Annotated in this window: 21 protein-coding genes; 20 read left to right on the top strand and 1 reads right to left on the bottom strand. The window is 37.6% G+C overall.

Going from position 1 to position 20,262, the window contains the following annotated elements; genetic code table 11:
• The first annotated feature begins 283 nt into the window (after window positions 1–283).
• The 16 genes from N0O92_RS14085 (at window position 284) to N0O92_RS14010 (ending at window position 16,787) form a co-directional block, all read left to right on the top strand.
• Window positions 284–1,555 carry a Zn-dependent hydrolase gene (locus tag N0O92_RS14085; RefSeq protein WP_315615311.1) on the top strand — a complete coding sequence of 424 codons (1,272 nt, stop codon included), beginning with the start codon at window positions 284–286 and terminating at the stop codon, window positions 1,553–1,555.
• Window positions 1,556–1,594: 39 nt separating this feature from the next.
• Window positions 1,595–2,344 (top strand): IclR family transcriptional regulator, encoded by a 750-nt coding sequence (locus tag N0O92_RS14080; protein ID WP_315615310.1) that lies wholly within the window; start codon window positions 1,595–1,597, stop codon window positions 2,342–2,344.
• Between the two features lie 179 nt (window positions 2,345–2,523).
• Window positions 2,524–3,420 carry a class II glutamine amidotransferase domain-containing protein gene (locus N0O92_RS14075; RefSeq protein ID WP_315615309.1) on the top strand — a complete coding sequence of 299 codons (897 nt, stop codon included), beginning with the start codon at window positions 2,524–2,526 and terminating at the stop codon, window positions 3,418–3,420.
• Entirely contained in the window at window positions 3,408–4,115 is a 708-nt protein-coding gene (locus tag N0O92_RS14070; protein ID WP_315615308.1) for a GltB/FmdC/FwdC-like GXGXG domain-containing protein, read from the top strand. Before N0O92_RS14075 ends, N0O92_RS14070 begins: the two co-directional genes overlap by 13 nt.
• Complete coding sequence (locus tag N0O92_RS14065; protein ID WP_315615307.1) at window positions 4,097–5,455, top strand: FMN-binding glutamate synthase family protein; 1,359 nt, start codon at window positions 4,097–4,099, stop codon at window positions 5,453–5,455. The genes N0O92_RS14070 and N0O92_RS14065 overlap by 19 nt, the downstream gene beginning before the upstream one ends.
• A 29-nt stretch (window positions 5,456–5,484) precedes the next feature.
• Window positions 5,485–6,837, top strand: coding sequence for a type III glutamate--ammonia ligase (gene glnT / locus N0O92_RS14060; RefSeq protein ID WP_315615306.1), 1,353 nt, complete (start codon window positions 5,485–5,487; stop codon window positions 6,835–6,837).
• Window positions 6,838–6,870: 33 nt separating this feature from the next.
• Window positions 6,871–8,016, top strand: coding sequence for an N-methyl-L-tryptophan oxidase (solA, locus tag N0O92_RS14055; protein WP_315615304.1), 1,146 nt, complete (start codon window positions 6,871–6,873; stop codon window positions 8,014–8,016).
• 202 nt (window positions 8,017–8,218) lie between these two features.
• The gene (locus N0O92_RS14050) at window positions 8,219–8,560 is read left to right on the top strand and encodes a P-II family nitrogen regulator (protein ID WP_315615303.1); all 342 of its coding nucleotides are present in this window, start codon (window positions 8,219–8,221) and stop codon (window positions 8,558–8,560) included.
• Between the two features lie 41 nt (window positions 8,561–8,601).
• Window positions 8,602–9,969 carry an ammonium transporter gene (locus tag N0O92_RS14045; RefSeq protein ID WP_315615302.1) on the top strand — a complete coding sequence of 456 codons (1,368 nt, stop codon included), beginning with the start codon at window positions 8,602–8,604 and terminating at the stop codon, window positions 9,967–9,969.
• Between the two features lie 307 nt (window positions 9,970–10,276).
• Window positions 10,277–11,605 carry an ammonium transporter gene (locus N0O92_RS14040; protein ID WP_315615301.1) on the top strand — a complete coding sequence of 443 codons (1,329 nt, stop codon included), beginning with the start codon at window positions 10,277–10,279 and terminating at the stop codon, window positions 11,603–11,605.
• Window positions 11,606–11,645: 40 nt separating this feature from the next.
• A complete protein-coding gene (locus N0O92_RS14035) occupies window positions 11,646–11,933 on the top strand; it encodes a hypothetical protein (RefSeq protein ID WP_315615300.1) in 288 nt (95 codons plus the stop codon).
• A gap of 344 nt (window positions 11,934–12,277) precedes the next feature.
• A complete protein-coding gene (locus N0O92_RS14030) occupies window positions 12,278–13,030 on the top strand; it encodes an IclR family transcriptional regulator (RefSeq protein WP_315615299.1) in 753 nt (250 codons plus the stop codon).
• 186 nt (window positions 13,031–13,216) lie between these two features.
• Window positions 13,217–13,582 (top strand): DMT family transporter, encoded by a 366-nt coding sequence (locus N0O92_RS14025; RefSeq protein ID WP_315615298.1) that lies wholly within the window; start codon window positions 13,217–13,219, stop codon window positions 13,580–13,582.
• Between the two features lie 268 nt (window positions 13,583–13,850).
• A complete protein-coding gene (locus N0O92_RS14020) occupies window positions 13,851–14,585 on the top strand; it encodes a hypothetical protein (RefSeq protein WP_315615297.1) in 735 nt (244 codons plus the stop codon).
• A 25-nt stretch (window positions 14,586–14,610) separates the two neighbouring features.
• Window positions 14,611–15,828 carry an acyl-CoA dehydrogenase family protein gene (locus N0O92_RS14015; RefSeq protein WP_315615296.1) on the top strand — a complete coding sequence of 406 codons (1,218 nt, stop codon included), beginning with the start codon at window positions 14,611–14,613 and terminating at the stop codon, window positions 15,826–15,828.
• A 113-nt stretch (window positions 15,829–15,941) separates the two neighbouring features.
• Entirely contained in the window at window positions 15,942–16,787 is an 846-nt protein-coding gene (locus N0O92_RS14010; protein WP_315615295.1) for a cytidyltransferase, read from the top strand.
• A gap of 119 nt (window positions 16,788–16,906) precedes the next feature.
• On the opposite strand, the gene N0O92_RS14005 is transcribed toward N0O92_RS14010, so the two are convergent.
• Entirely contained in the window at window positions 16,907–17,320 is a 414-nt protein-coding gene (locus N0O92_RS14005) for a cupin domain-containing protein (RefSeq protein ID WP_315615294.1), read from the bottom strand.
• Window positions 17,321–17,682: 362 nt separating this feature from the next.
• Between N0O92_RS14005 and N0O92_RS14000 the strand changes: the two genes are divergently transcribed.
• The 4 genes from N0O92_RS14000 to N0O92_RS13990 are packed head-to-tail and all read left to right on the top strand — an operon-like array spanning window position 17,683 to window position 20,207.
• Window positions 17,683–18,114: a hypothetical protein gene (locus tag N0O92_RS14000; RefSeq protein WP_315615293.1), complete on the top strand. Its 432-nt coding sequence runs from the start codon at window positions 17,683–17,685 to the stop codon at window positions 18,112–18,114.
• Window positions 18,056–18,217: a hypothetical protein gene (locus N0O92_RS23840; protein WP_396334515.1), complete on the top strand. Its 162-nt coding sequence runs from the start codon at window positions 18,056–18,058 to the stop codon at window positions 18,215–18,217. Before N0O92_RS14000 ends, N0O92_RS23840 begins: the two co-directional genes overlap by 59 nt.
• A gap of 36 nt (window positions 18,218–18,253) precedes the next feature.
• Window positions 18,254–19,240, top strand: coding sequence for a heme-dependent oxidative N-demethylase family protein (locus N0O92_RS13995; protein ID WP_315615292.1), 987 nt, complete (start codon window positions 18,254–18,256; stop codon window positions 19,238–19,240).
• Window positions 19,241–19,253: 13 nt separating this feature from the next.
• The gene (locus N0O92_RS13990; protein ID WP_315615291.1) at window positions 19,254–20,207 is read left to right on the top strand and encodes a PDR/VanB family oxidoreductase; all 954 of its coding nucleotides are present in this window, start codon (window positions 19,254–19,256) and stop codon (window positions 20,205–20,207) included.
• Window positions 20,208–20,262 lie beyond the last annotated feature (55 nt).

The raw sequence follows: 20,262 nt of genomic DNA, 5'->3' as shown, positions 1-20,262 counted from the left end.
TTCGGAATACACTGAGAAAAAATGAAGGAAGTAAAATAAAAATTGAATCTTAAAATCACGGAGTCCGGTGTAGACAGGGGCTCCGTGATTTTTGTTTTTTACCATCTTATAAGACAGTCTTAGTCTGTAACTTGTAATAGGGAAAATACTTCACTGTCACATAACATTACAAAAAAACTCTAATTCTCTCAATATATGGTTATTATTTATTTGTAATAAGAAAATGATGTGAGATTATTCCAGTTAAAGCAATTGAGTTAGATGGAAAGGGGAGGTTTAGAAAATGAAAATGACTCAGTATCGTATTAACAGTGAGAGATTGCGTCAATCGATTGAAAAACTAGCTACCTTTGGAAAGAATGAGAACGGCGGATTGGACCGAACTACGTTTACAGAAGCTGAACTAGAGGCAAGGGATTGGCTAAAAACATCTTTAAAAAAAGCAAACCTTCAGGTTAGGGTAGATGAAGCTGCTAACATCTGGGCTAAAAAAGAAGGGCAATTAAATGATTTGCCTGTTATTACTTTTGGTTCCCATATTGATACCGTACCAAATGGTGGGAAGTATGACGGGGCTTTAGGAGTGTTAATGGCTCTTGAAGTTATGCAAGTGCTTGAAGAAAACCAAATTAAAACAAGACATCCGTTTGAGCTCGTTTCGTTTAGTGCTGAAGAACCAAATCCATTTGGGTTATCGACATTTGGAAGTCGAGCGATAACAGGTAAACTGAAAACAAAGGACATTGAACAAGTAATCGATTCTGCAGGGAACGTATTAACAGAAGCTTTGAAGGGTGCTGGTGGAAATCCGACACATTTTGAAAGGTCTGTGCGAAGCCCAAATGAACTAGCTGCGTACTTGGAAGTACATATTGAGCAAGGAAAAAGACTACTCAACCATCAGATTCCAGTCGGTGTTGTTTCAGCGATTACAGGAATTTATCGTGAAGAAGTGACGGTCTTTGGAGAAGCCAATCACGCAGGGACTACACTAATGGATGATCGAAAAGATGCATTAGCGTCCTCCTCAGAAATGGTGCTAGCACTTGAAAAAATTTGCTCCGAATATCCAGAAAATGAAGTAGTCGGAACAGTTGGGAAATTAATGGTGTTACCTAACTCCGCAAATATTATTCCAGCAGAGGTTCGATTTACATTAGAAGTTCGAGGAAAAACAAAGGAAGAAATGAAAGATGTTATAGAAAAATGGGAAAATGATGTGAAACAAATTCAAATAAACCGTTCCGTTCGGATTGATCGCTCTGTACTTCTTAATCAAGACCCTGCGCCAATGGATGCACTTCTAATCAAGAAAACGGAAGAAGCAGCAAAACATTTAGGGTATGAATCTCTGTTACTCGGCAGTATGGCGGGTCACGATGCGACTCATATGGCTTCTATTACTAGAAGTGGAATGATCTTTGTACCGAGTATCGACGGGAGGAGTCATTGTCCAGAGGAGTTTAGTAGGATGGAAGACATAGAAAAGGTAGCGAATGTATTTCTTCACACACTTTTAGCCTTAGATTGCGAATTAAATTCTGAAATTTCTTAATAGTTTTTAATCCTTATTTTGGAAATGGGAGGGATTATTTTGGCTGAAGTCATTAGAAAAACCATTTCGATTTTAACTGCTATTAAGCCTACTGAAGACAAAGAAGAGTGGAGTGTTACAGAAATAAGCCGAAAGCTAAACATGCCATTACAAACGGTACATCGACTTCTTGGTTGCTTATCTGATGTTGGATTCGTAATACGAGATCGTGAGACAAAGAAATTTAAATTAGGATTATCAATAATGGAACTAGGTTTATCAATTAGAGATAACCTATCTGTTCGAAATACTGCATTACCTATAATGGAAAAGTTAGCATCGCAAACGAAGGAAAGTGTCTACTTAACGGTCCCCGAAGGTCATGATGGAATCTTTATTGATTGTATAGATTCACCTCAACTATTAAAAATTACAGAACCTGTCGGAATGCGCAGACCACTCTGTGTTGCTGCATCCAAAAAAGTTATACTTGCTTTTTTACAGACGGGAAAAAGACAGAAGATTATTAAAGAATTAGATGAATTAGGATTCGTTTCGAACAAAGATGAGTTAATGGAAGAATTAGACATCATTCAGGCCCAGGGGTTTGCTTTATCTCATGGTGAAACTACTAAAGGAACAGTGAGTGTCGCAGCTCCTATATTCTCTTGGGAAAATGAAGTAGTCGGTTCGATTAGTGTAGCGGGACCTGAGCACCGATTTGTTGGAACTAGATTGCATGAATTTATTAAATTAACAACAAAAGCCTCCTGTGACGTCTCAGAGGAATTAGGGTGGTTCGATCAGTAAAACATTTTTAATAGAAACGTTCTATAAATTATCAAAAAAGTTAAAAAGGAGAAAACCTAACAAACAAAACAAAGCTTCTCTCACATGATGAGCGAAAAAACTGAAAAGTGGGAATAATCAATGTTAATCTAAACCTAGACATAAAAGAGTCATAAAAAATTTGGATGAGGTGGATGAAGATGTGTGGTATTGGAGGACTCATTTATAAAAATTCAGTTCATGAGAAAAAGACAGGTGAAATTGTTGTAAAGATGCTTGAGAGTTTATGTAGAAGAGGCCCAGATTCAACGGGCGTAGCTCTCTTACATCCAAAAGCTGATAACACATTATACATTGATGTGAACTATGACAAAGCGGGAAATGGTGAGAAAGTAATCAATCTATTAACAGAGTATGTGACGATTGACCAATCTTCTGACCATGGAAGCTATGTAAGAGCCATCGTAAAAGATGTTGATAATGAAGAAGAATTGATATTAGCAATAAACAATATTGATCAGGATGTATCTGTAGCAAGCTACGGTGATCAATTGGAAGTTTTAAAGTTTTTAGGTGGAGCCGAAAATTTAGAAGCACAGTTTAAAATTTCAGAGTATGACGGTCAAGTAGCAATTGGACATACCAGAATGGCGACAGAAAGCAAAGTTGATATTTCTCATTCTCAACCATTGTCTTGTCATACAGGGAAAGATTTAACCATTATCCATAACGGTCATATTACCAATTATATAAAACTGCGTAGTAAATATGAGAACCAAGGATATACATTCATCACTGGAAATGATTCAGAAGTGATTGCAGTGTATTTAGTAGATAAAATCAAATCTGGATTGAACTTGAAAGAAGCCATGGAGATGTCATTAGAGGATTTGGATGGATCGTTCAGTTACATCGCGATTACTCCAAATCAAGTTGGTTTAGCGAAAGAGCCATTTGGCATGAAGCCGATGGTCATTGCTGAAACTGATGACTTTGTTGCTTTCGCATCGGAAAGTATGGCCATTACGAATGGGTTTGGAAAAAATTTAAGTGTATTTGAGCCTGGATCAGAGGAGGTTATGATATGGAATCTGTAAAAGAAGCTGTTTTTATTGATTGTGAAGTAACGCCTTTACAAGAAATAAATGAGCAAATTGCGGAGGCGGCAAAACAAGGTGTAAAGGAAGTCATTATAGAAAATCCCCAAGCTCGTCATAATCTTGGTGTTGGGATTACCAACCCAATCAACTTAATCTATAAAGGCGATGTTGGTTATTATGCTGTAAGTCTATGTGATTATGTAACCGCAAAAGTTGAAGGAAATGCAGGTTGGGCAATCGGAGAAAATCTCATGCATGGAGAGATTGTCGTTGAAGGAAATGCAGCCTCTTCAACAGCTGCTTCCATGCGTGGCGGAACGGTGGTTGTCAAAGGAAGTGTCGGTGCTCGGGCAGGTATTGGCTTAAAAGGTGGAACGCTAATAGTTGGAGGTAATGTTGGGTACATGACAGGGTTTATGATGCAAAAAGGTAAAATGATTATCTGTGGAAATGCAGGAAAAGCTCTTGGTGATTCCATGTATGCTGGTGAAATTTACGTCGCTGGTGAGATCTCAGAGCTGGGTAATGGAACGGAAATTGTTGAGCTCCTTGACGAAGAATACATGGAGATTAAAGCACTCCTTGAGAGCTACGGGATAAAAGCGCCTCCTGCATTTAAGAAGATCATTTGTAACGGAATGCTTCATAACTTTAATAAAAAGGAGTTTGGCATATGGAAAACAATATTATAAGAAAAAGCAAAGTATGGAGTGCAGAAAAAATAGAAGAAATCCAAGAAAAAGCTGAACTTGGTCGTTATCGTATACGAGGCCAAGCAACAAAGCGCCTTGATTTGCCGTCTTTTGATGATTTGGTATTTACTCCTGCTGGACTATCGAGAGTTGCATTAGAAGGGTACCGAGAAAAATGTGATACAAGAGTCGTTATTGGAGAAGGTAAGGTGAAGCGACCACTTGTACTAGAAACACCTATTATGGTAGCTGGCATGAGTTTTGGAGCGATAAATGCCAATGCCAAAAAGGCTTTAGGTATAGCAGCAACTCGCTGTGGTATTAGTACTTGTACAGGTGATGGGGGGATGCACCCTGTTGAGCGAGAAGCATCTGAAAAATTAGTATATCAATTACTTCCAAGTCGATACGGCTTAAATCCATATGATTTAAAACGAGCAGATGCAGTTGAAATTGTTGTGAGTCAAGGTGCTAAGCCAGGAACTGGGGGAACGTTGCTTGGACAAAAAGTATCAGAAGAAGTAGCCAATATGCGTGATCTTCCACTTGGTGTTGACCAAAGAAGTCCTTGTCGTCATCCAGACTGGATGGGTCCTGATGATTTAGGTGTGAAAATCGATCAAATCCGAATCGCTACTAATTATGAAGTGCCAATTTTTATTAAAGTAGGGGCCGGAAGAGTCTATGATGATGTAAAACTAGCAGCGAAAGCCGGAGCTGATGCGATTGTTATTGATGGAATGGAGGGTGGAACCGCTGCTTCCCCAGAAATCCAACTAGATCATACGGGAATTCCAACAGTGGCTGCTGTCGTTGAAGCGGCCGAAGCGTTGCATGAGATTGGTATGAAAGACGAAGTGAAATTAATCATTGGAGGAGGAATTGCAAACGGAGCCGACGCAGCAAAAGCGATCGCATTAGGAGCTGATGTCGTTTACATTGGAACAGCAATGCTAGTTGCTCTTAACTGTAATAAATCTCTTTATGTGGAAGATTACAAAGAGCTAGGAACCATTCCTTCAGCTTGTCACCACTGTCATACAGGGAAATGTCCAGTAGGAATTGCGACACAAGATCCTGAACTAATGAAGCGTCTAGATCCAGAAGAAGCTGCAGATCGTGCCGAAAACTACATTAATTCCATCACCATGGAAATGCAAATTTTTGCTCGTTCGTGTGGAAAAAGCAAAGTTGGAGATTTAGATCCAACAGATTTGCGCTCTTTAACAATGAATACATCTATGATTACTGGGGTGCCTATCGTTGGAATGGGGAGCCGCAAACCATATTGGGCGAGATATGAACATTCGACAGAAACAAAGGAATTAGTAACAAAATAAAAAAGAAATTGGTTAGGAAGGTGAAGAAAATGAACGGTGTTGTTACAAGTAATTCGTTAATGGTAGAGGAAATTAAACAGAAAATGGAAACGGGTAATGTCCAATTTTTACTTGCTTCTTTTTCTGATATAAATGGATCATCAAGAGCTAAATTAGTCCCTTCCAAACGACTTTCTACTGTTCTTGAGAGTGGAGCCGGGTTTGCCGGCTTTGCTGTCGGGGATTTAGGGCATGGACCAACTGATCCTGATATTTTATGTATTCCAGATTTACGTTCTATGACAATTTTGCCATGGCAAAAGGACTTAGCTTGGTTTGCTGGGACGTTGACAGAAGATGGATCTCCTTGGTCTTATTGTACAAGAACGATTCTATTAAATGTAATGGAAAAAGCGAAGAAACTCGGTTATGAAATGAAGACAGGGGTTGAACCAGAATTTTCACTTTTAAAAGAAGGTGATCAGGGTACTATTACTCCTGCTGATCCATTTGATGTAGCTAATAAGCCTTGTTACAACCAAGTAGCATTAATGCGAAACTATGACTTTCTTAGTACTTTAATTGGTTATATGGAAGAGTTAGAATGGGACGTTTCTCAAGCCGATCATGAAGATGCAAATGGGCAGTTTGAAGTGAATTTTGAATTTGCGGATGTATTAACGTCTGCTGATCGATTAATGTTTTTTAAATATATGGTTAGGAGTATGGCCGAAGAGAGAAATTTAGTTGCAACGTTTATGCCGAAACCTTTTTCTCATTTAACTGGTAATGGGTGTCATATGCATCTAAGTCTGTGGAATGGAAGTCAGAATTTATTTAAGAATACAGGAGATCCAAAGGGGAATGAATTATCAGAGCTTGGTTACCATTTTATTGGTGGAATATTAAAACATGCCAAATCTCTAACAGCCATTGTTTGCCCCACTGTTAATTCGTATAAACGCTTAACAGCGATGTCTACGAGTTCAGGAGCAACGTGGGCACCGAATCTTATTTCGTATGGTGGGAATAATCGGACTCAGCTTGTTCGTTGTCCAGGCGCAGGTAGAATTGAATTCCGAGCAATGGATAATCATGCCAATCCATACCTTGCTTCAGCAGCAATTTTAGCAGCTGGTTTAGATGGTATTGAAAAAAAGGTCAATCCAGATCTAATAATTTCAGAAAATTCAGAATTGGAAAGTGTATTAGGTAATGAAATTGGTAAGTTACCATCTACGTTACAAGAGGCAATTATAGAATTAGAAGAAAATGAAGTTTTAATAGAATCTTTAGGTCATGACTTTATGAATACGTACATTAAGAGGAAAAAAGAAGAATGGGCAGAGTACAACGAAAAAATTAGCTCTTGGGAAATCGAAAAGTACTTAAAAGAAAATTAATATTGCTAAACGAATCTAAGGGGATGAATCGTTTTGAGTAAATACGATGTTATTGTGGTAGGTGGAGGCTCAATGGGTTCTGCTGCTTGCTATTATTTAAGTAAAAAAGGAAAGAACGTGTTAATGATTGATCAATTTTCTATTCCTAATACATTTGGGAGCCACCACGGTCACACGAGAATGTTACGTATTGGCTATGGGAATGGTGGCAAGTATGTTCCACTTGTACAAGAATCTTTAAAGCTATGGTATGAATTGGAGAAGGAAACGGGAAAAGAATTATACAAAAAAACAGGTGCTTTAACAGTTGGACATTCTGAATCTCGCTTTGTCAAAGAGGCAATCGATAGTTCCATCCAATATAATTTGCCGTATGAGAAATTGGATGCAGAACAGATTATGCAACGTTGGCCGGGTATTCAAATACCAGGCGATTATATTGGTAGTTATGATCCAGATTCAGGTTTTTTATTATCTGAAGAATGCATTCAAACATATAAAGAAGAAGCAATGAAGCTTGGTGCTGATGTATTTGAAAACCAAGCAGTCCTTGCAATAGATGTTCAGGATGAGGAAGTTCAAGTTACAACGCCCAATGGGGTGTATACAGCTGCAAAGCTAGTTGCTACAGCTGGGGCATGGATTTCCAAATTATTGCAACCGATGGAATTGCCTATAACCCCTATGCGAAAAACCATTGGATGGTTTAAGCCTTCTGGGAAACGTTTATATGGAGACAATTTTCCTTGCTTTGTGTTTGACACGGATTCAATTGGTCATTATTACGGATTTCCGGACTTTGATGGAGGAGGGCTAAAACTAGGAAGAATGGACCAAGGATACGATTGTGATCCAGATACTGTTAATCGGGAATTTGGTTATTATGCTGATGATGAGGGGGATATCCGTTCGTTTTTAGAACATTTTATGCCACATGCACCAGGGGATTTACTAAAAGGGGCGGTTAGTATGTTCTCCAATACGCCTGATCACGATTTTATAATTGATTATCATCCAAAATACGATCATGTCATAGTAGCTGGAGGTTTCTCTGGTCATGGGTTTAAATTTGCTAGTGTAATAGGCAAGATTTTAAGTGACTTATCTATAGACGGGGAAACAAGTAGCGATATCTCGTTTTTACGATTGAACCGCTTTGCGAATATAAAAACCATGTAAGTAGTGCAGCAAGACAAAGAGAGAGAGGGAACAATTCGTTGTTCTCTTTTTCTATCAAATCTTGTTTCCTACTGTGAGAATATGTCGGAAGAATTCATTACATATAATGTGGCATTCTCTCACGATATAAAAGTATCTCGTATTTTTTGATAACTCTCTATGGGAGTATATATATAGTATCTTAATTGAAAGAGGGATGAATATGAAAAAGATCGAGGCTATTATAAGGCCGGAATATTTTCAGTATCTTCGAGAAGAAATTGAAACGTTTGGTATAAAAGGGTTGACCGTTTCTGAAGTTGGAGGATGTGGGGTTCAAAAAGGCAAACAAGGAATTTTTAGAGGGAATACTTTCGAGATAACATTATTACCTAAAGTGAAAGTTGAACTTGTTATTGATGAAGATAAAGTGGATTCTCTAGTAGAGATTATTCAGAAATGCTGCGCAACTGGAGAAGCAGGAGATGGCAAGATCTTTATCTCATCGGTTGAGCAAGCAATTCGGATACGTACAGGTGAGAGTGGAGTGTCTGCAATCGTTTAAACATTGCAATCTAAATAAAAACAAAAAGGAGCTGCTTAATTATGAAAGGGAAAATCTTGTTATTGCTGACCTTTTTTATGATGATCACAACCATTGTTAGTGCAGAAGAGCCGGTTGTAACAGTTACATTAGATAGTATGTGGATTATTATTGCAACCATTATTGTCTTTCTTATGCACGGTGGTTTCGCCATGCTAGAAATAGGCTTTACCCGTTCTAAAAACGCACTCAGTATCTTAATGAAAAACTTTCTTACCATTTCATTAGGAACTATTTTATATTTTGTAGCAGGTTATGCGATTATGTTTGGTACCTCAGCAAACGGCTTCATAGGGACAGATGGGTTTTTCCTTGCTGGTAATGAGATTGATATGTCTTTCTTTGTGTTCCAAGCTGTTTTTGCAGCCACTTGTGCCACGATTATTTCAGGTGCTGTAGCTGAAAGGATTCGTTTATCAAGTTACTTAATCATTACTGCTGCAATGGTTGTGATCATTTATCCAGTTGTTGGACATTGGACGTGGGGTGGAGGTTGGCTTGATCAATTAGGATTTATTGATTTTGCCGGATCATCTGTTCTTCACCTAACAGGTGCAGTTGGAGCTGCTGTTGTCGCTGCTTTTCTTGGAGGGCGCATAGGGAAATATACAAATGGAAAAGTAAATACGATTCCAGCTCACAGCATTCCACTTGGCGCTTTAGGTGTATTTATTCTATGGTGGGGTTGGTTTGGATTTAATGGCGGGAGTGTACTAGCTGCTGATCCAGAATTAGTTCCAATTGTCATTACAAACACACTACTAGCTGCTTCCGCAGGTGTGATTGGGGCAGCTGGATATTCGCAATTGAAATATAAGCGTGTCGATGCATCACTAACGTTAAATGGGGCATTAGGTGGACTAGTGGGCATTACGGCCGGGGCAGATTCTATGTCTTTAATTAGTGCCGTTATCGTAGGAGCAATTGCCGGTGTTATTTTAATTGAATCTGTTCAATTTATTGATCGGAAATTGAAAATAGATGACCCGGTAGGAGCAGTAGCTGTCCACGGAGTGTGTGGAATTTGGGGAACAGTAGCTATTGGTATCTTTTCGTATGAAGTTGGGCTGATAAATGGTGGTGGATTTACTCAATTAGGAATTCAAATGGTTGGTGTCGTGGCCGTCCTTGTTTGGGTGGGCGTTGCAGCTGCGTTAGCTGTAGGGTTGGCAAAATTATTTGGCCCAATTCGTGTGCCGAGGGACATTGAAATTGAAGGTCTTGATATTACTGAACATGGTAGTGCCGCTTATGATTTGGGATCTGATTTTGGTTCAAGAATGGGACCTCAATCTACTAATGGAACGGATGCATTTGGCCTTGCAAATCGGTTAAATAATTTAGGGAAAAGCAAAAGTGACGTGGTCTAATTAGATGCATTGTAGAGGTAGAAATAAACTACCTCTACTTTAATTTTTTGAAAAACAAAAGGTTTGATGCTGTAATGTAACATTGGGGAGTGAAAATAAATAACAAAGAAAGGCAGATTTCCTCTCGTAATTAATGGAATTTTCCCAATATTCGTTAAAGTGCTGTGTGTATGAGCCTTTATTTATGTGAAAATGAATGTAGATAAAATTTGGAATGGGAGGTGTAAGGTAAACGCAGAACAATCAGAAGGAGTGTGATTTAAAAAGAGCGGTCAGAAAACAGTAAATGAAAAAGGAGGTCAAACATATGGAAGAATTAACAAATCAAATGGAATTATTCGGCCTTCATAGTATGCAAGCTTACTATTGGTGGTGTATCGCTTTAATGTTTGCCATTCATGCAGGATTTCTTTCATATGAAATTGGGGTCTCTCGAGTGAAAAACGTTTTGGCTGCTGCGATGAAAAATGTTATGACGCTTGCAGTGATCATTCCCTCATTTTATTTCTTTGGTTGGTGGATCTACAATGCCTTTCCAGATGGATTTATCCCACGATTTGATGAGTTATCACTAGCCGCGTTACCTTGGAGTCAAAATATGGGGCCTAACATTATGGATAATGAAAGTGGGATATTCTGGGGAGCATTTGCCTTATTTGCTGCGACAACTGGATCGATTCTTTCTGGAACATTAATTGAGCGAATTCGTTTAAGTGCTTTTTTAGTTTTAGCCACTCTTTTAGGATCGGTACTTTGGATTTTAGCTGGATCTTGGGGATGGCATGGAGAAGGATGGTTACTCACTCAGCTTGGTTATCATGATGTTGGTGCTGCTGGTGTCGTTCATGCCGTTGCAGGATTCTTTGCTCTAGGTGTACTTATTCACTTAGGTCCTCGTATTGGAAAATACACAGCTGAAGGAAAACCGAATAGAATCCTTCCACATAATATGCCATCTGCTTTGCTAGGGTTAATGTTAATTTTTGTTGGTTTTTTTGGTTTCTTAGGTGGTTGTATTATTTTTATGACAGATGGAAACTGGATTACGATTTATGGAACACCAACAAATTTATCGGCCTTTGCGTTCAATGCATTAATGGGCTTTGCAGGTGGAATTATGGGTTGTTATATAGCTTCGAAAGCAGATCCTTTTTGGACTGTATCCGGTGGATTAGTTGGAATCATTTCAGTTGGGGCAGGGTTAGATTTATATTATCCAGGTTTAGGTTTCCTAATCGCCTTTATCGGTGGTTTGATTGCACCGAAAATTGGAGAATTCATGGAGAAAAAAGGGTTAGATGATCCAGTTGGAGCTATTGTTGTCCATGGAGTGATAGGAGTGTATTCAGTCATTGCTGTGGGTATTTTTGCTTCTGGATTCCCGAATGTAGTGGGTCCTGACATTACATTCTTTGGACAATTAATAGGTGCAATAGTCATGGTAGCTATTGGGTTTATTCCAGGGTATGTGGTTGCCTATGTTCTAAAGAAAATGAATGCATTAAGGATTCCTGAGGAAGTAGAGAAAATTGGGATCGATGTTGCCAAATTTCCAGGATCGCCTTATCCAGAAGGAATTCCAAGTACAGAGGATAAGGTTACTCTATTAGAAAGAACCTCTAAGAAGTCATCCTAAAAGATGAAATATATAATAAGGAATGAAGGAGTGGGTACGAGTGAATACAATACCAATTTCTAGTTGGGAAGGTGCAGAAGCTTATTTTACTTTTGCCGATAACTCATTTGCGATTTTAGGTTTATTGTTGTTATCTGTTGCAACCTTTGTCTTTGTCATTGCGAAAATCTATTATCATGAAAAAGAAGCATATGATTCTATTGTTCAATTGTACCCAAGTTTGGAAAAAGGATTAGAAGAGAATCATGTCACTCCAGTTTCACAACGTGTAGGAATCAGTTCTTTTGTTGAACCAATGATGCCGACACAAAAAGCTAATGAATTATAATAGTTTAAAAAACCCGTAATCTTCAGGATACGGGTTTTTAAACTAAAGGCTTACATAACATTTTTACCAGATCATAACGTAGATTATCTACTGTAAAATATAAAGTTTTCTCAGCATATAAAACAAATGAGTTTTTCTTGAGATTTAAGTATGTAAATATTAAAACATACTAGTTAGCAATGAAAGGTGGGGAATCAAATGTAAATAGGTCCAGGCTAATTTTTCCTCTCATACTATACTTAATTATAAATAGACATATTATTCTTATGAAAAATCATGCCTTTCTACTTTGGGTTCTAATGCAGTAAATGGACAATTCATGATTCACTAGGAGGAAGTTGCCTATGTCTGAGGTAATTCGAAAATCTATCGATATTTTAAATAAGATTAAGCCTTCTGAAGAAAAAGTGGAATGGAGTGTTACTGAAATTAGTAGGGAGTTAAATATCCCAATTCAAACGGTTCATAGAATACTCAGCTGCTTGTCAGAATATGGTTTCGTGTATAGAGATAACAAAAATAAAAGGTATAAGCTAGGTCTCTCTTTAATGGAGTTAGGATTATCAATCAGAGATAATCTTTCTGTCCGTAATACTGCATTACCAATCATGGAACAGTTGTCGTCTGATACGAAAGAAAGTGTATACTTAACAGTTCAAGAGGGCTCCGATGGTATTTTCATAGACTGCATTGATTCACCACATCTGTTGAAAATTGTTGAACCAATCGGGATGCGGAGACCTTTATGTGTTGCAGCATCGAAAAAAGTAATTTTGGCTTTTTTAAAACCAGTTTCTAGAAGTCTAATCATTGATGAGTTAATTACAAAGGGTTATGTTACAAATGAACAGGAGTTACGAGAGCAGATCAGAATCATTAAAGAACAAGGGTTTGCCATTTCATACGGAGAAACAACTGAAGGAACGGTTAGTATCGCTGCACCGATTTTTTCATGGGAGGATGATGTAATCGGTTCGATCAGTGTTGCTGGTCCGGAAGGTAGATTTGTAGGAACAAGGTTAAATGAAATTATTAAATTAACAACAAAATCTGCATGTGAAATATCAGAAGAACTTGGATGGTTTGCTCGTGTTTAAGTAATTGTTTGATGCAAAATATGGGATTATCTGTTGCTAGCTTCTTATTAACGTTTACTCAGCGGAATGAACATACCTTTATTATACTACTGAAACACATTACACCTTATTCTATGTCAAATAAGGTATTCTTTCGGTAAAGTCTTATCATAGAATTATAAGATTAGAAAGAAAGAAGGGGAAAGGATGGCCTACATTTTTTTAGCAATAGGGATAATATCAGAGGTGATAGGGACGACTATGCTTAAAGCCTCTCAAGGATTTACAAAGCTGCTGCCGGCCATTGGTGGTGTAATAGGTTTTGGGTGTGCTTTATACTTTCTAGCCTTATCGTTTAAGACCATACCATTAAATATTGCTTATGCTACGTGGGCAGGTGTTGGGACTGCAGGAGCCACACTTATTGGGGTATTGCTATATAACGAAAAATTAAATATACCAGGATTAGCAGGGATTTTACTAATTATTGTTGGAATTCTTTTATTAAATTTAACTGCGCCAGCTCCGTCTGCAGAGAAAATGCTAGAGGAGGTGAATCAATCCGTAATATAAGAAAGGAAGTTCGTTTATAAGACGAACTTCCTTTTTTACATAGAGAAAAGGAAATAGGTAAGAATTAGTAACAAACTTATCTATATTTTCCCAATATTTAGTTAATTAGGTTTGTTTTATGTGACAAACTTTGTAATGATGTAAATAGAAATATAGATTCAAAGGAAGGAGCGGGAAAATGATTGATTTGTGGGAAATAGGCTTCTATTTAAGAACCATGTGCAACAGGTTTCAAGGAATCTTATAAATAAGATATGGAGTGGTTCTAATGCATACGACAAAAGATCTGAAGTCGACTGATTTTCAAATTGAACGAGAAAATGAATTAGTCCAATTTGACGACGTTCTTCAACGTTTTAGTCAATTTGATCGAATTGGAATTATTGTTCGACAGCCTTGTGGAAGTATCGGAGCGAGTGCTTTTCTGTTAGCAACGATCACTCGATTTTATGACTTTTTTCGACCGCAGCTTGGAAATGGACTGGGTCAAATAAGAATTTATCCTGAAGTGTTTGTTTTTCATGTTGGAAAAAAACAAATGGATCACTATTGGTTAGACATTTGGCCACCTCATAAAGAGGTTGTAGTAGAAGACGAATCAGAACAAATTCTTCAAGCCGTTAATGACAGAGGGATTACCCGGTTGCTAATTGAAGAGATGCCCCACTGTATAAATCCAGTTTATTTACCTGAGACGTTGACTAGCGCCAAAAATAGAATCACCTCAGCCTTCGTTTATTCTAAAACAGGTAGAGTGAGGGATCCCGATATTAGCATTACTAGTTGTGAAATGGCTGAGAACTATGTTCTAAAGTCGCTAACAGGATCAGATAATCTATCTTTGGACAAAAAAGATGAGTTACTCCGACAAAGGAAACAATTAAAGGAAGGTAGATTTGTAAAAGAGACATATCGAACAGCCACCTTTCAAGAAGCTGTTCGGATGTTAACTCCTTCTACGGATGTAAGTGAACTAACTAAACAATACATTGCTTTAAGTTAAAAATCCAAAAAGGAAGTGGAATAATATGAGTAATCAAGTGGTCGTCGACGAAGGAATTATGAAAGTTCCAAGCTGGTGGACTTGTCCGGATGGATTTCAAGAATTAAAAGAGCAGGCTCACGAATTAGGAAAGTCGACTTTGTTAGCAGGTGCTGCAAATTCTGATCAAAATAGTATATACCCGCGTGAGAGCCTAAAAGCAATAGCGGATGCTGGATTTGGAGCGGTTACATTGCCTTTTGAATATGGAGGACTAGGCAGAGGTTTTAAAGGATTTGCTGTTTTAGCAGAGAGTTTTGCTCAATATTGTACATCATCAACGATGTGTTGGGTTATGCATACAGCTGCTGTTCATGTCCTTTTTTCTGCAGGAAATGAAGAGCAAAGAAATCGAGTTATCCCTGGTGTATTAAGAGGAGACATCGGCGGACTTGCATTTAGTGAACCTGCTACAGGAGGCCACTTTTGGAATTTAGTGAGTAGTGCGCCGCGTTATAAAAATGGGTATTTATTAAATGCTGATAAATCGTTTGTAACTAGTGCAGGAGAAGCTGATTGGTATATCGTTTGTACCAATTTTCCGGAGAGTACGAAAGAAGATAAACTTATGTTTTTACTTGTTGAAAATGGAGCTGAAGGGGTGACGCAATATCCGTTTTCAGCAATGGGACTTCGAGGAAATTCTAGTGGTCCTATGAAATTTGAAAATGTGTTTGTTCCGAGCGGAAATCTTATTGGGGATGAGGGGGGAATGAATTACTATAATGATAATGTAGTTGATCCATTGTTCTTATTAGGAACATCCGCTTGTTGGATTGGTGTTGCTCAAGGAGCTTTAAATGCAGCCATTGACGGAGCGAAAAAGAAAGTACATGCAGATACTGGTTCGTCGGTATCTGGCTACCAAGTTATTCGACACGAGTTAGCTAAAGCTCAAATTTCAATTGATAGTGCAAGAAACATGTTAATCCGAGTGGCTGATGCGTTAGATAATTGTGAAGCAAATAACAACGATCTATCGGATTGTCTCTACCCATTATGGGAACTAAAAACCCATTCAGCAGATATGGTCATTCAAGTTACGAATCAAGCATTACAAGTTTCTGGTGGAAGAGGCTACTTAACAGGGCAAGTAGAGAAGTATTTGCGGGATGGTCGAGCGGGTGCATTAATGGGTCCCACAAATGAGATATTACGAGAGTGGATTGGGCGTACTTTGGTTGAAGTTCCGTGGTTTGAATAACTTTTTCTATAATGGGTGTACAAAGCTGAAGTGCCGCTAGGGGTTAGTAGAGAGCTTCTAGCGTACCGATGCACATTTCAGTGGAATGAATGAAAAAGAGAGGTGTTATTGTCTTGGAAATTGAACATATACGGTATCCAGACAGACCAACCTTTATCAAAGGAAATGGTTGTGCTTTAGCACTTGGATTTTTTGATGGTTTCCATATCGGTCATCAACAAATACTTGAAACAACGAAGCGTCTTTCCGAAAAACAAAGGTTGGAGTTTGCTGTTATGACTTTTTTTCCACATCCTAGCACAGTTATTCCATCGGATAAGGTAATTACAAAGTATTTGACGCCTTTGCCTATTAAACAACAAATGTTTGAGCAGGTTGGGGTAGAAAAAGTGTATTTGGTTCATTTTAACGAAGCATTTGCTACAATATCTCATTCAAATTTTGTTAATGATTACTTGAAAGGAGTGAATTGCAAGCATGCGGTAGCGGGGTTTGACTTCTCTTATGGTTATAGAGGGAAAGGGAATATGAAGCAACTCATTATTGATAGCGACGGAGATTTTGAAATTACGACTGTGGCTAAAGTGGAAGAAAATAATAATAAAATAAGTTCCACATACATTCGAGAATTATTGATGAAAGGTGATGTCAGTCGTATCCCGTTCTACTTAGGTGACTACTATAAAGTGAGAGGGAATATAGTGTCCTATCAACAAAATCAAAGAAAAATAAAGCTAATGGTAGATGTTAATCAAGATGTATTTCTGCCAAAACCGGGTACGTATAAAGTAAGTATAAAAGTAGGTAAAACAATCAATCTTGGAACGATTATGATTCCAGAGGATGAACTTGGTGATATCTTTATTTGGGTTAAAATGCCAAATCACCTAGTTATACCCAAAAGCATATGTTTTCAATTCCTTAGTCGAGAAGAACTACTCTTAGTAAGCAATGAATAAGGTGATAAATGTGAAAAAAGGTCTTTCAATCATGAAGGATCTTTTTTTATTTGTTCTAATAAAACACTAGCCATCTTATCTCAGGAGATAGGATGGCTAGTGTTTATTGCAATTAGGAATTACATAAAATCTGGTTCAGGAAGACGGTGACCTGTATAAATCGCATTGCCGTTACTTTCTTTATGGAACGTAACTTCTGTATCAGGTGTAAAAATCAAGACATCTCCAGCTTCAGCAACATATTTGACGCCTTTATCATCCGATACAATGATTTGACCATTAAGGACTACCTTTACCTCAAGGTATGTATAGGTAAATAGAAAGTCCTCTGATGGTTGCATAGAAAAGTAACCCATAGAAAGGGCGTTTTCATTTGAACAGATTGGCACATCAATGATCTGACTTTTTAAACCAGGAATTCCTAATACTTCATCTAGCTCTTTTGGTGCGTATGTTCCGGCTTTAATTAATTGGACTCCTGGCTCCTGACTTAAATAAGTGTAATCTGCTTTTGCAAATGTTTGTTCTCTCATGTACATCACCTCATATTTTATTTTTTGTTACAATGCAATTGTTACATGGAACAATAAATTGAGAAATCAACAAATAGCAAATATTGGGATAAACTAGTAGTTTTTTGTAAGGAATTATCTCAATCTAGGAAAAGTATTTTTATTTTGTGGATAAGTAAAAACAGTCGAGTGAGTCATTACAACAAAGTTACTCTAAGAGATTCTGATTCTATTAAAATCTGGAATGTTAGTACGATTAACAACGTGGAAGATCTCATAACAGGAAATAACAGATTATCCCATTATTCAAAAAAAAAAGGCGGACACATGGTCATTTTATGCCTAAGATAAAGCTTATAGAAAAACAAAGGAGTGGTTTATGAATGGATAAAGTGAAAGAGACAGTCGATGTGGTTAAGTTGCTATCTCGATGTCAAAACGCTCTTATTTTTGTAGAAGAACCTTCATCGATAGATGCAGTTCGTTTGCTGAATGCTGCGAATGAACAAGGCATTCCATATCAGTTATTTACAAATAAACTACCCCTTTTGTCTAAACTCCTAACTATCAACTTTAAAGAAATTGAGCCGAAAACGTTTAAAACAAATTTTACTATAAAAGAGTTGAATGTTCTTTTAACAAAACAAAAGATCGGTACAAAGCTCTTCATATTCGGTAACTGGCATATGGTAAATTCGATAAAAAGAGAAGCTTTAAACGAGGGTTTTACAGACGAAGACCTTTATGTAGCCGGATATGGAGAAAAAAAAAAACGTGTATTGTATCAAGTGCTCAAAGTTAAATTCTTCCAATGATCAAATTAATGAAATAGTGTGTGCATATTGCCAATCCCATTTAGATGTTTCGATACATTACTCCAATCGTTTAGATGCGTACTTAGGGTATTTGGCAATCTGATAATTTTATTTACTATATAGTAGGGAGGAAAAACGTATGTCTGATTCTACGGAAAGATCCATCACAGTCAAAATTCCGCATGTACCAGTAGTTGACCGATTTCCTTTTCCATTTCAAGAAGACTCTTATCGATACTCAAATAATGCTAGAGCATTAAGGTCTGGTAAGGTAATTCAAATTACCCCTGATTATCATGAGGAAATTAGAAAAAAGAGAAAACTCCTATTAGAAAAGCCGAATCTTGCATATCAATCATTCTCACACTCGATGGAAGCACAATGGGAAATTCTTGAGCTGTTGATGAATGAACTTGTTTCTGTCTATCCAAGTTATTTCAGTCTCCAAAAAAGAGGAGACCATATACTATTTTATAATCATCTACTAGATGAGAAGGAAACCTTTACCTTTGGAGACAAGGAAAGTTTAGCGTGTGAGCCGTTGGACTTTATAGGGAGGCATGTGCAGGAAGATTTAATTTATTTAGGCCAAAGAGACGGTGACCTATATATGGATGCCGGGCAGCTTTGTTTTCCTGCAAACTGGTCAATTGCTTTTGATTTAGGAATGTCCTACTTAGAATTTCACTCACCGGTACCTCATTTTTCAGAGAGTGGACTGGCGGCGAAAGTTCGGAACTTTTTGTTGCAAATGGAAGTGGGCAAACCGTTTACGAGATACAACTGGACAATTACATTAGATCCTATTCTTGAAACATTTCCTGAAACGTACGATGAATGGGGAAAGAAGAAATATGAACTTACGCCTGAAAAGGTAGGAGAGATGGTTCATTTGCGTGTAGAAGATCAACGACTTACAAGATTGCCCTTAAGTAACGGTATATTATTTAGCATCCATACAGACTTAATTTCAATGAAAGATTTAATAAAAAAAAGTGAATGGTCTGAACGGTTTGAGAAGGTTTTGGTTGACCTCCCTGATTACATGGCAGAGTATAAAGGTTTTTCAACATATAAAGAACAGATAACAAATTACTTAAAGAGTGTAAATACAACAACTAAATGAACAGGAGGTCATAATGAGTACAGAAGTAATTAGAGTATCAGTTTCTGAAATTGTAGAAGAAACACCGCATATTAAAAAATTCACTTTGGTTCCTATTGAAGGGAACCGATTGCCGAAATTCAGTGGTGGTTCTCATATAACAACTATGATTAAGAAAAATGAAGAAACCATTGAGCGTTCCTATTCCCTAACAGCCGATCCACTTATTACGAATAGTTACTGCATCGCAATTCGTCGAAGTGAGCAATCAAAAGGTGGTTCAACATTTTGGCATGATCATGTGAAAGTTGGCAACCAGCTCGACATTAGTTACCCTAAGAATCATTTTATGTTAAGCTTTGCAGCAAAACATCATATTCTTTTTGCTGCCGGTATCGGAATAACTCCTTTTCTTACTATGATCGCTGAGTTAAAAAGAAAAGGAAAAACATTTGAGCTCCATTATGCTGCTCGCTCCAAAGAGGTATGTGCTTTTTATGATTTTTTAGTGGAGTATTACGAAGAAAATGTCCATTTCTATTTTTCGTCTGAGGGGAACCGCATGAGCCCTGAACAAATGAAAGGACAAAGCATAGGTAGTCACGTATACTTTTGTGGTCCAGAAGAGATGGTTAAAGAATATGCATCTAAAGCAGAAGAGTATGGCTATCCTAAGAAAAATATTCATTTTGAGTTATTTGCTGCAAAGGATACAGGACCTAAAAAACCTTTTATTGTCAAACTAGCAAAATCGAAACAAGAGTTTTTCATTTCTGAAGGAGAAAACTTGCTCGATGTTTTATTAAAGGAACAAGTCAAAGCGCCTTATTCTTGTAAGGTTGGGGGGTGTGGCAGCTGCCAAGTAGAAGTGTTGAGTGGCGACGTTGATCATAGGGATACATTTTTGAGTGAAGAGGAAAAGTCGATGAATGTGATGATGACCTGTGTATCAAGAGCGAAGTCAAATCGTATCGAAATCAATTTATAGATAGTAGGTTTATTTTAGAGTGAGGATTATAAGAATTTTTTGAGAGGAAACTTAC

It is taken from the genome of Alkalihalobacillus sp. MEB130, from assembly GCF_032335535.1.
Taxonomy (GTDB): domain Bacteria; phylum Bacillota; class Bacilli; order Bacillales; family Bacillaceae_D; genus Halalkalibacter.
This window is presented reverse-complemented; position numbering and strand designations above follow the sequence as displayed.

Excerpts from the sequence above, each read along its gene's own strand:
- N0O92_RS14085 (WP_315615311.1), top strand. The coding sequence starts at position 284 with ATGAAAATGACTCAGTATCGTATTAACAGTGAGAGATTGCGTCAATCG.
- N0O92_RS14075 (WP_315615309.1), top strand. The coding sequence starts at position 2,524 with ATGTGTGGTATTGGAGGACTCATTTATAAAAATTCAGTTCATGAGAAA.
- N0O92_RS14070 (WP_315615308.1), top strand. The coding sequence starts at position 3,408 with ATGGAATCTGTAAAAGAAGCTGTTTTTATTGATTGTGAAGTAACGCCT.
- N0O92_RS14065 (WP_315615307.1), top strand. The coding sequence starts at position 4,097 with ATGGAAAACAATATTATAAGAAAAAGCAAAGTATGGAGTGCAGAAAAA.
- glnT (WP_315615306.1), top strand. The coding sequence starts at position 5,485 with ATGAACGGTGTTGTTACAAGTAATTCGTTAATGGTAGAGGAAATTAAA.
- N0O92_RS14050 (WP_315615303.1), top strand. The coding sequence starts at position 8,219 with ATGAAAAAGATCGAGGCTATTATAAGGCCGGAATATTTTCAGTATCTT.
- N0O92_RS14045 (WP_315615302.1), top strand. The coding sequence starts at position 8,602 with ATGAAAGGGAAAATCTTGTTATTGCTGACCTTTTTTATGATGATCACA.
- N0O92_RS14040 (WP_315615301.1), top strand. The coding sequence starts at position 10,277 with ATGGAAGAATTAACAAATCAAATGGAATTATTCGGCCTTCATAGTATG.
- N0O92_RS14030 (WP_315615299.1), top strand. The coding sequence starts at position 12,278 with ATGTCTGAGGTAATTCGAAAATCTATCGATATTTTAAATAAGATTAAG.
- N0O92_RS14025 (WP_315615298.1), top strand. The coding sequence starts at position 13,217 with ATGGCCTACATTTTTTTAGCAATAGGGATAATATCAGAGGTGATAGGG.
- N0O92_RS14020 (WP_315615297.1), top strand. The coding sequence starts at position 13,851 with ATGCATACGACAAAAGATCTGAAGTCGACTGATTTTCAAATTGAACGA.
- N0O92_RS14015 (WP_315615296.1), top strand. The coding sequence starts at position 14,611 with ATGAGTAATCAAGTGGTCGTCGACGAAGGAATTATGAAAGTTCCAAGC.
- N0O92_RS14005 (WP_315615294.1), bottom strand. The coding sequence starts at position 17,320 with ATGAGAGAACAAACATTTGCAAAAGCAGATTACACTTATTTAAGTCAG.
- N0O92_RS14000 (WP_315615293.1), top strand. The coding sequence starts at position 17,683 with ATGGATAAAGTGAAAGAGACAGTCGATGTGGTTAAGTTGCTATCTCGA.
- N0O92_RS23840 (WP_396334515.1), top strand. The coding sequence starts at position 18,056 with ATGGAGAAAAAAAAAAACGTGTATTGTATCAAGTGCTCAAAGTTAAAT.
- N0O92_RS13995 (WP_315615292.1), top strand. The coding sequence starts at position 18,254 with ATGTCTGATTCTACGGAAAGATCCATCACAGTCAAAATTCCGCATGTA.
- N0O92_RS13990 (WP_315615291.1), top strand. The coding sequence starts at position 19,254 with ATGAGTACAGAAGTAATTAGAGTATCAGTTTCTGAAATTGTAGAAGAA.